Raw genomic sequence first — 12,947 nt, 5'->3', positions numbered from 1 at the left:
CCTCAGGTTTTCAGTAGCTTGATGAAATAATCTTCAATAGTGGCTGCAGTTGGTTTGATTTCAATACCAGACAAACCTTCCGCCCCCAGATAAGCCTCCAGCAGGTATTCTTCAAAGGGAATTTTAAAGGAAACATGCGCATATTCTCCAAATGCATAACAATCCAGGACTTCAGGATATTTTCTGAGCGATTTAATCAGCAGGTACATCTGATCTGCTTTGATCGCATAAAGTTGTTCAGGATAACTCTTTATCATATTTTCAGGTGTGTCAATTGATAGTATTTTTCCGTTGTGAAGAAGTGCGATGCGGTCACATCGCGTTGCTTCGTCCATATAGGGTGTGGACACCAGGATGGTGATTCCCTGCATTCTAAGTCTGTTGAGCATCTCCCAGAACTCCTTTCTGGACACCGGGTCTACCCCTGTGGTCGGTTCATCCAGGAACAAAACACTGGGTTTATGGATCAGTGCACAGCACAGGGCTAGCTTTTGCTTCATGCCTCCAGACAACTTTCCTGCCCTGCGGTCCTTGAAAGGCTCAATCTGAACATAGATATCTTTGATCAGTTCGTAATTGTCTTTCACCGTAGTGCCGAAAACAGTGGCAAAAAAGTTCAGGTTCTCTGCAACGGTCAGGTCCGGATAAAGGGAAAATTTCCCTGGCATATAACCCACAATTTTTCTGATCTCCCGATAATCTCTGATCACTTCAAAGCCATCGACCCAGGCCGAACCATGTTCTGCCAGCAACAAGGTCGTAAGGATCCTGAAGATGCTGGTTTTACCCGCTCCATCCGGCCCGATCAATCCAAAGAGCTCTCCTTTTTTAACTTCAAAAGAGACATCATCTACCGCCGGCAACTGCATTTTGCCGTAGGTTTTACAAATGTTCTTCAATTCGATGGCGTATAAATTCTTCATGGCTGCTCCCTATAAACTGACCTCAGCGTACATGCCGATTTTGAGGTAACCATCGTTCCTGATTCTGATCTTCGCGGCATAAACAAGGTTTGCCCTTTCGTCTTTGGTCTGAATGGTTTTAGGGGTAAATTCTGCTTTGCTGCTGATCCATTCAATCTGCCCGTTGTAGGTGTTATACTGGCCTTTATCATCATCAACCAACACTTTAACTTTCTGTCCTAATTTAATGTGATGCAATTGATTATTTGTAAAGTAAGCCCTTAAAATCAGCGTAGAAAGATCAGCAGTTTTATACAAAGGTTTTCCTGTAACCGCCATCTCATTTGCTTCAGCATATTTGGTCAGAACCGTTCCATCCAGTTCACTGATGAGCATGCTTTTCGAGAGTTGGTCGTTCAATTGTTCGATCTGGGAATACAGCGGCAGGGTCTCTTTATTCAGTCCGCTGGAGCTGATCCCAAGACTGGATTGCTGTGCGTTAATTTGTTTTCTGATGATGGCGACCTGAGCATTGGCATCATCCAGTTGTTTTGGTGTCGCAGCATCTGCTTTTACCAGGTTACTCAACCGCTTTTGCTCACGTATGGCTTGTTTCAATTGCTCCTGATAAGTGGCCAGCTGTACGGGAATATCAGGTTTCTTCCCTAATACCGCATTGACCTGAGCCAGCAACTGCTTTTTCTTCAGGTAAAGCTGGGTACTGTCAATATAGCCAAGGGTATCCCCTGCTTTCAATACCTGGCCTTCTTCCAGGTTCAGGCTTTTAATTCTTCCGGTAACCTCCGCAGAAACGATCGTTTCTACTCCTTCAAAGGTTCCTGAAGCTATGATATCCGTTTTTGTCTGATTACAGGAAAGGAATAAAAGTAAACCTGCCGGCAATGCTAAAAATGCTTTCATGATGCGCTGTTTTGAATGTTAATTCCCTGTTGTTGTCTTTTGATTGTATTGTGCCAGGAGCAATTGGACCTCATGCAGGATTTTATTTTGCCTGGCCTGATCTTCTGCATTGACCTCCCTCAAATAATCATTGGTATTGATGGTTCCGTTGCTCAGCTGCGCGTAAAAGGTCTGTTTGATGCGCGTTCTCAATTGAATAATTTCCTGATCAGTGGACACCAATTCCTGTAGTTTACTGAGCTCGGCATCCTGTTGTCTGATCGTCAGATTGGTGTTCAGGAGAAAGGTTTCTTTTTGCAGATCCAGGCTTTTACGGCTGAGATCAAGGAGTTTTCGCTCCCCCTTCCTGGTATAAAAACCAGCTAAAGACCAGCTTAACCTAAGGCCACCTATTGCAAAGATATCCAAATCATTACTCAACATATTTAAAGCAGGTCTGCCCAGCCCTCCCTGAAGGAAGAGACTAAACTTAGGAAGATTTTTAGCCCTGATCATTTTCTCCTGAACATCTACATTTTTGCGTTGCAAATCGTAGAGCTGCAATTCCGGCCGCAGGATATTTCTATCGTTGACAATGCCTTCAGGCCTGACAAAAACGGTCTGCTCTCCGAGCTCCCTGTTGATGAATAAAGCCAACATATCCGTATAGCCCTTCAGCGCGAATTTCAACTCTGTACTCCGCTGGTTTACTTTGAGCAGTTCTGCCTGGAGGATATCCAGACTACTCTTTAAAGCCGTTCCATTGGCAATGGCAGCGCTGGCCTTATTCATGCCCAGCCGAATGTCTTTTTTCAGAAGTTCATTTTGCCCTAGCTGCTCTTTGAGGACAAGGATTCCAAAAAAGACCTGATTGACCCGTTCCTTAAGCTTGTACAACTCCACTTCCAGCTTCTGAGCTTCGGTCTTTGCGTTGGCATTGAGGGATTCCTTTTGCTGTTTGATCTGGCCACCATCAAAGAGCAATTGCGTGACTTCCCCATACAGTTTATACTGATCCTTGTTCATCTGTGGGAGCTCCATTCCCGGGATACGGATGGGAATGTTTGTGACGGCCGACTGATAACTTGCCTGCCCGCTGATGTTCAGTTGAGGGAGGTAACCTTTGGCCGCATTTCCGATAGAATACGCTTCCGTTTTAGCGATCAGATCCAGCTGTTTCAGCAAGGGATAATGTTGTCTGGCCAAATTATAGCAGTCTTCAATAGAAAGAGAAGCGGTCGTCTGAGCACCTACACTATTACACCATATAACAATTAATAAGACACTGACAATTAGTTTCATAATCTAAATTTATTAATTTGTTTTAATCATTTGATTAACGATATATCAAAAAAATTTTAGCTGCTTTTCAGCATTGCATCGACCCATACAGGGATCATCTTTTTACGTTCTTCCATCAGGGCATCAAACTCAGTTTTACTCCGGTCTCCGATGATCATCAGCATTGGGCTTGCCACAAAAGGAAAGACAATAAGACCTATAATATTCATCACAAAATGTACCGGGTCTACGGTCTTTTTAGTCGTTGCTTCCAGTTGCTTAAAGAAGTTAGACTGCAGGAGCATCTCCTTCACTCCCATCTTTGTTTCCAGCCTTTCCGGGTTTGCCCTGATCTCACTTAAGATAAACAATGGGAGATCTGCATTTGCTTTCAGCAGGTCAATGTAGTGACTGGCCAGCAGGCTGATTTTTTCCGTCAATGAACTGTTCACATCATTCAGGATGTCCTTCACCCCCATCATGAATTTCTGCAGGCTTTCCATCATAACCAGGTCAAACAGCTTCTCTTTACTTCTGAAATAGTAATTGAGCAAGGCCAGATTGATTCCTGCTTCCTCTGCAATATCTCTTGTTCTTGTCGCCGCAAATCCTTTCTGTGTAAAGACTTTACTTGCTGCTTCTTTAATCTTCTCTTCAGTAGAGCTGTCTGCTGTTTCCAGCTTTGTCGTTTTTGCCATATCGGGATTTCCGCTTTATATAGTATGGTACAAATATATAACTATTTATTTGATTTAATCAAATGATTAAAAATTATTAAAGCAATATCTCCTATTCAGCAAAAAAGCCCTGAGGAAGGTCCTCAAGGCTTTAAAAATAGTTCATACCGCGTAATTGCGACCTGACTTAGAAATCAAATTTAACCCTTGCGCGGATCCCCCAGCTTGAAATCTCCGGATTTTTCAGGTAGCTCAATCTTTTTACGGCATCTACTCTTAACACCTTAAAGATATTCCCTACCCCAACACTACCTTCCATATAAGGGTCCTTATTCAGGGAATTGGTCACGGTCAGCCCATTTTCGTTTCTCACGAACTGCATAGATCCGGGATTCAGATCAGGGTTATTTTCATTGCGCAAACCGCCATACAACACCTTAAATGAGGCCACTTCTCTCAGTTTTAGTTTCTTAAGCAAAGGAATTTTATTGAAGAAAAAACCATTAAAATTCTGATCGATATTCAAACTTGCATAATGATCACTTACAAACTCCATGAAATTCATCAGGTTGTAAGAATTGAGCTGATAAGCATAGGTCTGGTTAGCCCTGTGGATCGCCAGTAAAGGAAAAGGAACCTTTCCTACAATGTAAGCACCTTCCAGGGTGATATCAGCATATCCAAGCTGCGACAGATAAAAACGCTTATCTACACTCCCCATAAAGTTATGGTAATTGTATTCGCCTCCCAACACGCCTTTGATCCCTGCGGTATAACGGAGGTTAAAGATCGGAAACCTGTCTACAATTGGCGTTCTGTAAATCTTGCCCTGATAAAACTTCTCATGTGGTGCATAACGCAGGCCTAAGCTGATCTCAGAGGTGCTGATCTGCTGCGTCCGGCCCAGAATCCCATTGTCAGCGAAATTGCTGAAATAAAGCGATCCTGCTGGTGTTTGCTGCCATTTTCTAAGGCCAAGGGTATACGAGAAATGATTTTCAAACTCATGTACATAATCGAGTCTGTAGAAATCATTGTAAAGCATCATATTGTTCTCTCCTCTTTTGAAAGAAAGCAAGAAGTTATCTTCCTGTACGAACTGCAGCTCCTGACCTGGAATTTTGGTATCCCTCTGGAAACTTGCCCTGATGTAATTCTGAGGAAAAGCATAGATCGATTTGTTGTTCAGCGAATACGTTCCACTCAAAAAATACTTCCATTTTTCATCCTTAAAGCCATAGGCAGCATAAGTTTCAAAATAGTAACGTTTGCTCAGTGAAGGCGTTGTTCTTCCTCCCAGACGAAGACGAAAACCCTCTACCCCGTTAAAACTGTAAAAAGTATTCACCGGTCCCATTTCAAAAGGGCCGAAGTCTTTATAACCTGCAAAAAACAAGGTCACGATATCCATTGTCCGTTTAAAGGAGGGTATAGATTGCAAGGTATCCAGGTTACCATAGACCTTCATATTACCTGCGCTCAACGGTTCCGGACGGTTATTTGCCCAGAATTCTTCCGACCTTTTATCCGCATTTGCCACAATAACCGGTTGTCCGGCACCTTTATATGCAGTATCAGGGCGTGGGTTATTGATCTTATAATCTTTGAAAGTAACCGTTCTTTCTCCTGTAAATCCACTGCCGCCCTTCTTGCTGATCCCAAAATCAACGATCAGGTTACTTTTACTCAAATGATAACGTTCATCCGGATTTTTCTCAAAATCCAGTTTCGCTTCCAGTGCCCGTACAAAATTCAGGTTAATGTTCTTATTTACTGTAAGGAAGGCATTCTGAACAGCATAATTCCCATCCAGAGTTACATATAGTTTTCCTTCGAATAGCAAATCTGCATTGTTTCTGGGCGTAAAAGCAAGCTCAATCAGCTGTGGGCTATGGTTTTTGATGGTATCCGTAATAAAGAACTTATAAAAACCGGGTGCACTATCTGAAATAGGACTCAGCAACTGGTTACTCACTACAGATATATTGTTATCATAGATATCTATATCCTGATACATCCGGTCCAGGTAATCACTGAAACCCTGATTGTCTATGAAACGTTCATCAAAATTCACCCTTTTATCGGCAATAACCACCGTTTTCAGTTTCTCAGGGCTCTTTTTGAAAAAATTATTGCTCAGCTTTTCCTGTTGGAACACTGGCAGCACATTCTTTCCCCCTATTCTTGTAGAGTCTTGTTCCTGAAACAAAAACTGGTAATTGCGAAACATACGTTTGTTCCTGAATTTATCGGAAAGATTGCTCAGAGAGAACTTCATGCGCTCATATTTCTGATATTCGACAAAATCATAATGTTCCATCCGGTTTTTAGCCTTATTGGCAATCACCTTCCTGATCAGCTCTACAGCAGGGTTTTCTTTATTTCTATATTTCGGTTTTTTTCCTGCAGTAATGACCACTTCATTCATCAGCATGGATTCCGGCTGCAATTGCACATTGATGACCTGGGCCACACCCGACTTAACCGTCTTTGTTTGAGACTGATAGCCTACATAACTGAATTTAAGGCTGGTATTGTTCGCATTGATACTGATCGAGAATTTTCCATCCGCATCAGTCCTCCCTCCCAGGGTACTTCCTGTGATCATATAAGACACATATGGGAGGGTTTCTTTGGTACTGGCATCAGTTACCGTTCCGCTAACAGTAGTTTGTTGTGCATGAACACGTGTACTAAAAGACAGCGTGATGAGCAAAGCCAGAAGACTGGCTGAATTGATAAAGTATTGTCTTATTGATATGTACACGATTCCGGTTAACTTATTTAATACTGAATAGATTAAGTTGTAGAGCGCGCACAAAGATAAAGCTAACATCTGACTTACAATACACTTTTGGTCAGTATGAAGCTCATTGTTAGATGTTATGACATCTAAATGAAAATTCTAAGAAACATCCGGGTTATTTTGCGATCCAGGCCTCAGGGTTGAGTTTATTCTGACCACGCATAATTTCGAAATGGAGCACAGGTCCGTCTTCTTTCGAAGCCACCACGCCTAAACTTTGTTTGGTTTCGACTTTATCGCCTTTGGCAACACTAACCGATTTCAGGTTTTGATAAATGGTAAAATACTCACCATGCTGGATGGCAACGATGTAAGTTCCATAGAGTTCGCGGACAAATAAGACCTTTCCTTCGAATACCGCTTTTACGGAGGCTCCGTTTTCGGTCAGGATATTGATACCATCGTTATTATAGGTTGCACGACCTTCTGTGTGAGCTCCAAAACGCTCCAGGATGGAATATTGACCTACAGGCCATGGCAATCGTCCCCTGTTGTTTTCAAAGCCCGCAGAGAGCTTTGCAGCTTCAGGAGAAGCCGTCAGGTAACTGCTATTGGTTTTTTCTTTAACTACAGGAACCGGGCGACCTTCGGCAACGGCTTTTTGAGCTGCAAGCCTTTCTTCTTCCTCGGCCTTTTTCCTGGCCAGTTCTATTTCCTTCTGGATGGCATTTCTGATTGCCCGGTCAATATCAGCTTGTTTTCTCTTCCTTGCAGCAAGATCCTGCTTAAACTGTCTTTCCTGCTTGCTGATCTGGTTTAACATCACCGATTGCTCCGATTTGTTTTTGCTCAGCTTTACTTTCTCTTGCTCCTGTTCCGACAACAAACTGCTTTTTGCTTTTAAATTCTTATCAAGAACACCGATTTTATACTCTATATTTTTCTGAGTCCCCTGAAGATAATCGGCTTGTTTTTTACGGTACTGACCAAATTGCTGAAGGTATTTAATACGTTTATAGGCTTGATTGAAGCCTTCAGAACCAAACACAAACATCATTTTATCATAAGAATTCCTATTGCGCTGGGCAAAACGGATCATTCCGGCATATTCCTTTTTCAACTGCCCCAACTGCCCTTTCAGGGAACGTACTTCATTGCTGTTTTCATGAATCTGATTGTCCAGATTCTTTACTTCCGAATTGATAATGGAGATTTTATTCTGCATCAGCCTGATCTTTGCATTTACTGAGCGGATCTGGCCCATTGTTAACTTTTTACTACTCGAAGTCTCATTCAGGTTCTTTTGCAACAACTCAATCTCCCGCTGTATCGCTTCTTTGTTCCTTTTTAATTCCGCACTGGTTTGTGCAAGGACAAGGCTGGTAAACGAGGTAAATATGATGATTAAGAATAGTTTATGAAGCTTCATTATATAAATAAGTATCTGAATAAAATGGCCCTTTTGAGACGTTAAATTATTATTGCGATTCTAAAACTATTGAAAACAGGGCTTATTTGCAAATTGTGAAGCAAATGAATCTAAAAAAACAGCATTATCAAAGAACATCCAAGCTTTCATTTGGTTAAAATATCAGGCAAAATTTAAGTTTAATCTTATTCATTTTTTATAAATGTTGAACTAAGGGTTGCTATCGCGCCGGCCAGGCTAATGAATAGTAACCATAAAATGAACCACTAATATTTTGCTGCATCGCATCATCATTTCTCAATTGGCCGTTGCGACACTGATTTGATTACAGATTTTTTTTACAAATAAGGTTTTAAATGTTATTTAGCAGCAGTTTGGCACCAAGGCCATTTTCCGCATAGGCTTTGATCACCTGATTTCTTTTGACCAGCAGCTTTCTCATATAAGCGGTAAGAAACAGATGATCAGCTAATTTACCCAGGATCCAGAATGGCGAAACATAAGAAAAAACATCTGTCATCATTACCCCCTGGCCCTCAGCCCTGAAAATATGCTCATGCTTAAAAGATTTAAAAGCACCCCTCAGCATTTCATCCACGAAATAATCAGGTTTTTGAAATGCGGTTATTTTAGAGGTCAGGTTTTGAACGAGTCCAAAATGTTTTGCCTGCCAGGTTACAGTTTCTCCAGGTTCTATTAATCCGGAAGACCTTCCTCCTATTACTTTCTCATCGGTATGTGCAGTGGAGATCTGATGTAAGTCTATGCTTCTTGACAAGTCGAATACCAGGCTAAGATCTGCATCAATATAGGTTTCCAGTCGGATTTCGGGCATTAACTGAGGTCTTAAGAATGATTTAGCTTACTATAGATTTCACTGTCCAGAAATACACCGTTATAATAAAAATCCTCCTTGAAATAGGCCTCTTTGACATATCCATGCTTAAGCAACAGCCTTGATGAAGCCAGATTTTCAGGAGCTACGACTGCACAAACAGAGTGTAAACCAATTTCCCTGAAACCAAAGTCTGTGGCCAGCGACAAAGCTTCTCCGGCAATTCCCTTCCCCCAATACTCCGGATCCAGTAAATAGCCGATCTCGGCCCTGAAATTTGCACAATCAAAGTTCCACAATCCGATAAAGCCAATGAGGAGCTCAGGACTCTCCTTTAAACTGATCGCCCAACCCAGGCTTTGATGGTTAAGAAAGTTCTGATGAACCTCCTGAATGAACGCCTTTACCTCTTCAATGGACTGAGGCCTTGGCCTTGGAATGTATTTCATCACGGCTTCATTGCTGCGGATTTTAAAGAGTGCAGCCGCATCGTTCAACGTTTGTTCACGCAAAAAAAGCCTTTCAGATTCCAATTCAGGCACCTGGCTCAATTGAAGTTTTAAGATATCCTGCTCCATTTTAGCTGATCATTTAGGTGTCCAATATAGAAGTTTTCTTTCATTTCATTATCCAGGGATTTTATTCTATACTTGTGCCATAGAATTAATAGCGTTTCTAATGCCCTGAAACGCTATCTTTGTAAAAAAAACTTCCGGGCAATGATTGAATTAAGAAATATAACGAAGAAGTTTTATCAGAAAACAAAAGCGATCACTGCCTTATCCGATGTGTCTTTAACTGTACCTGAAGGAAAGATCTTTGGTGTTATTGGTGCTTCCGGAGCGGGGAAAAGTACCCTGATCCGTTGTGTAAATCTGCTTGAAAAACCGACTTCCGGGGAGGTAATTGTAGACGGACAAAACCTGATGGAACTCTCTTCAAAAGAACTGGCAAAGGCCAGAAGACATATTGGAATGATCTTCCAGCACTTCAACCTGCTCTCTTCAAGAACCGTTTTTGAGAATGTTGCGTTCTCCCTGGAACTAGACCATACACCGAAAGCTGAAATCCAGCAAAGGGTTTCTGACCTGCTTTCTCTGGTTGGCCTGGATGAAAAACACCATGACTATCCGGTAAACTTATCCGGGGGACAAAAACAACGGGTGGCCATTGCCAGAACCCTGGCGAGCAATCCTAAGGTTTTACTTTGCGATGAAGCAACCAGTGCATTAGATCCTGCTACCACCAAATCAATTCTTGCCTTATTAAAAGACATCAATAAAAGGTTAAACATCACCATTTTATTAATTACCCATGAAATGGATGTAGTGAAAGACATCTGTGATGAGGTGGCTGTCATCAGTGAAGGCCAGCTGATTGAACAAGGTGCGGTGAGTGAGATCTTTTCACATCCCAAAACTGCATTGGCAAAGGAATTTATTGCTTCTTCCTTAAACCTGGAGATACCAGTTGACTATAAAGAGCGTTTGGTAGCCGAACCTGCAACAGATAAACGTCCGCTTTTAAAACTGGAATTTACCGGTCAGTCTGTAGATGATCCTGTATTGTCTGAAGTTGCCCGTCTTTTTCAGATCGACAGCAATGTGATCAGTGCCAGAATGGATTATGCAGGTGGTGTTAAATTTGGCGTGATGCTGATTGAAGTATTCGGAACACAGGAAAACAGCCTTCAGGCTATAGAATTTTATAAAAACAAAAATATTAAAGTAGAGGTCTTAGGTTATGTCTGATTCAATGATTTTACTCCTTGCTAAAGGAGCCTGGGAAACCATCGTCATGACCTTTGTCTCTGGCTTTTTCGGTTTTCTGATAGGATTACCAACTGGTGTACTGCTGTACCTCACCCGAAAAGGACAGGTGCTGGAGCACAGAACGTTTAACAACGTCATTTCCGTTGTGGTCAACATCTTCCGTTCCATTCCATTTATCATTCTGATCGTCTGGATGATTCCTTTCACCAGAGCATTGGTAGGCACCTCTATTGGTGTGGAAGCAGCAATTGTTCCTTTAAGTATTGGTGCAGCCCCTTTTATTGCCAGATTAATCGAGAACAGCCTTATTGAGGTTCCCGGTGGATTGGTAGAAGCCGCAAGGGCGATGGGTGCCACCCCTTTCCAGATCGTATATAAGGTCTTGTTACCGGAAGCACTCCCTTCCATCATCAACAGCGCATCTGTTACCTTAATCACTCTTGTAGGGTATTCAGCAATGGGCGGTGCGGTAGGTGCCGGTGGATTAGGCCAGATCGGTTATCAATACGGATATGTCGGTTACGATGTTCTGGTCATGAATACCGTACTGATCCTGTTAATTGCATTGGTTTTTATCATCCAGTTTCTGGGAGACTTCATCGCAAAAAGAGTAGACCATAGATAATCATCACCTCAAATATTATATCAAATGAATACAAAAATCAAATTCTTCGCAACGTTAGCCATTGTCAGCAGTTCAGTTCTATTATTCAGCTGTGGTGGTGCAGCAAAAAAAAGCGACCCTAATCTCATCAAGGTGGGTGTAGAATCAGGCCCTGAGTATAGTCTGGCCGAAGCAGCAAAAAAAGTAGCCAAAGAAAAATTCGGACTGGAAGTGGAACTTGTTCAGTTTAACGATTATGTCATGCCAAATGAAGCCCTTCATCAGGGAGATATTGACGCCAATGTTTTCCAGAACAAACCTTATCTTGATGTACAGACAAAACAACGCGGTTATAAATTTGCGATTGTTGGAAATACTTTTGTATACCCGCTTGCAGGTTATTCCAAAAAGATAAAATCGCTGACCGAACTTAAAGACGAAAGTACAGTGATCATTCCTAACGATGCCACCAATGGCGGAAGGTCATTGCTGCTGTTACAAAAATTCGGCCTTTTAAAACTTAAAGATGGTGTAGGTCTGTTGCCAACAGTAAATGACATCATTGACAATCCTAAAAAACTTAAAATCCTGGAACTCGAGGCTCCTCAATTGCCAAGAGCACTTGATGATCAGAACGTAACCATTGCCATCATCAACAATACCTTTGCTGCTCCGGTAGGCTTGAGCCCGGAAAAAGACGGCTTATTTGTGGAGGATAAGGACTCTCCTTATGTAAATGCAATTGTAGCCAGAGCAGACAATAAAGGTGATGAAAAAGTATTGAAGTTTGTGAAAGCTTACCAATCAGCTGAAGTAGAACAGGCCGCAATCAAGGCTTTTAAAGGCGGAGCAATTAAAGGCTGGTAGTCTCTTAATTACATCTAAAAGGTACATATCTATGGAATGCCTCAAAAATGTTTGAATTTTTGGGGCATTCTATTTTTAGTTTCAGGAGCTAAAGTGGCACTATAACTTTGGCTAAGACTTACTTTAAATCGAACATTTTGGGATAATTTTCTATTGCCCCTATTTCAAAATACTCGTCATATCCGGTTATAGGTGTTTGTTCATAATAGCGGTTTATCGCTTTTAAAAACTCCTCCAGAGAAGCAGAAATTACATTTCTATCTGCATCAGCATGCCAGAATTCCATTAGCTGTCCGGCATCCCCTGTAAATGTCCCCTGAAGGTCATAACAGATATAATCTCCTCCTCCATTGAGAAAAAGGGGAATCCAGTTCTCATTCCACCAGTTTTCAATTTCAAAATCCAATCCGATCATGGAGGTCAGCTCTGCAGCAATTTCCAGCCCTTCAGCTAAAGGCAGAAACATAGAGTTGTTTACAAAAGACTCATAAGAAGCTGAGGATTGACCATTCTTCCAGGAATATAATGCTTTCAGATCATCTGGTAAAACCAGTTTGTATTTTTGCTCCAATTCCCGGATCTCTGAATCCTGGATCGGAGGAAGCAGGTTTTTATAAAAATCAGGCCTGAGTGCAGCCAGCTGCTGGTCTAAAATATTCAATTCCATCTTAAATCTTTCTATTGCATTTATGATTTATCAAACGATTGGTTGTATACAGCTAACATCGGCTAAAATATAAACATCATTCAATCCATCGACATCGATTTAGTGATCCAGATCAATCAAGCGATTCGTAGCATTCAAAAATAACAATTCTGATCAAATGAGTACTATGGGAACTTGCCAAATAAATCAATTTGTTTCCAGTACAAGAGTCTTGAAAATAAATGAAAATGTTTAATTAAACTAAACAATATTACACATATATTTAAC

General features: G+C 41.5%; 12 protein-coding genes. 3 read left to right on the top strand and 9 right to left on the bottom strand.

Annotated features, from left to right (window positions below; all coding sequences use genetic code 11):
* Window positions 1-2: 2 nt before the first annotated feature.
* From BUC20_RS26800 to BUC20_RS26765, 8 genes are all read right to left on the bottom strand, one after another.
* On the bottom strand, window positions 3-923 hold the full coding sequence (locus BUC20_RS26800; protein ID WP_073235482.1) for an ABC transporter ATP-binding protein: 921 nt from the start codon (window positions 921-923) through the stop codon (window positions 3-5).
* A gap of 9 nt (window positions 924-932) precedes the next feature.
* Window positions 933-1,823: an HlyD family secretion protein gene (locus BUC20_RS26795; RefSeq protein ID WP_073235479.1), complete on the bottom strand. Its 891-nt coding sequence runs from the start codon at window positions 1,821-1,823 to the stop codon at window positions 933-935.
* 18 nt (window positions 1,824-1,841) lie between these two features.
* On the bottom strand, window positions 1,842-3,104 hold the full coding sequence (locus BUC20_RS26790; protein ID WP_073235476.1) for a TolC family protein: 1,263 nt from the start codon (window positions 3,102-3,104) through the stop codon (window positions 1,842-1,844).
* Window positions 3,105-3,160: 56 nt separating this feature from the next.
* Window positions 3,161-3,781, bottom strand: coding sequence for a TetR/AcrR family transcriptional regulator (locus BUC20_RS26785; RefSeq protein WP_073235473.1), 621 nt, complete (start codon window positions 3,779-3,781; stop codon window positions 3,161-3,163).
* A gap of 166 nt (window positions 3,782-3,947) precedes the next feature.
* Window positions 3,948-6,500 (bottom strand): DUF5686 and carboxypeptidase-like regulatory domain-containing protein, encoded by a 2,553-nt coding sequence (locus BUC20_RS26780; RefSeq protein ID WP_394334172.1) that lies wholly within the window; start codon window positions 6,498-6,500, stop codon window positions 3,948-3,950.
* Window positions 6,501-6,681: 181 nt separating this feature from the next.
* Window positions 6,682-7,935: a murein hydrolase activator EnvC family protein gene (locus BUC20_RS26775; protein WP_073235470.1), complete on the bottom strand. Its 1,254-nt coding sequence runs from the start codon at window positions 7,933-7,935 to the stop codon at window positions 6,682-6,684.
* Window positions 7,936-8,287: 352 nt separating this feature from the next.
* Window positions 8,288-8,770: an SRPBCC family protein gene (locus BUC20_RS26770; RefSeq protein WP_073235468.1), complete on the bottom strand. Its 483-nt coding sequence runs from the start codon at window positions 8,768-8,770 to the stop codon at window positions 8,288-8,290.
* 11 nt (window positions 8,771-8,781) lie between these two features.
* Window positions 8,782-9,348, bottom strand: a complete 567-nt coding sequence (locus BUC20_RS26765) for a GNAT family N-acetyltransferase (protein WP_073235466.1) — start codon at window positions 9,346-9,348, stop codon at window positions 8,782-8,784.
* Window positions 9,349-9,489: 141 nt separating this feature from the next.
* Here BUC20_RS26765 and metN point away from each other — a divergent pair, with 141 nt between their 5' ends.
* The 3 genes from metN to metQ are packed head-to-tail and all read left to right on the top strand — an operon-like array spanning window position 9,490 to window position 12,013.
* Window positions 9,490-10,521 (top strand): methionine ABC transporter ATP-binding protein MetN, encoded by a 1,032-nt coding sequence (metN, locus tag BUC20_RS26760; protein ID WP_073235463.1) that lies wholly within the window; start codon window positions 9,490-9,492, stop codon window positions 10,519-10,521.
* A 4-nt stretch (window positions 10,522-10,525) separates the two neighbouring features.
* The gene (gene metI, locus BUC20_RS26755; RefSeq protein ID WP_317042819.1) at window positions 10,526-11,167 is read left to right on the top strand and encodes a methionine ABC transporter permease MetI; all 642 of its coding nucleotides are present in this window, start codon (window positions 10,526-10,528) and stop codon (window positions 11,165-11,167) included.
* 24 nt (window positions 11,168-11,191) lie between these two features.
* Window positions 11,192-12,013, top strand: coding sequence for a methionine ABC transporter substrate-binding lipoprotein MetQ (gene metQ / locus BUC20_RS26750; protein ID WP_073235459.1), 822 nt, complete (start codon window positions 11,192-11,194; stop codon window positions 12,011-12,013).
* Window positions 12,014-12,131: 118 nt separating this feature from the next.
* Here metQ and BUC20_RS26745 read toward each other — a convergent pair whose 3' ends face one another.
* On the bottom strand, window positions 12,132-12,680 hold the full coding sequence (locus tag BUC20_RS26745; protein WP_073235456.1) for an SMI1/KNR4 family protein: 549 nt from the start codon (window positions 12,678-12,680) through the stop codon (window positions 12,132-12,134).
* Between the last annotated feature and the right edge of the window lie 267 nt (window positions 12,681-12,947).

Source organism: Pedobacter caeni (assembly GCF_900129215.1).
GTDB classification, from domain to species: domain Bacteria; phylum Bacteroidota; class Bacteroidia; order Sphingobacteriales; family Sphingobacteriaceae; genus Pedobacter; species Pedobacter caeni.
This window is presented reverse-complemented; position numbering and strand designations above follow the sequence as displayed.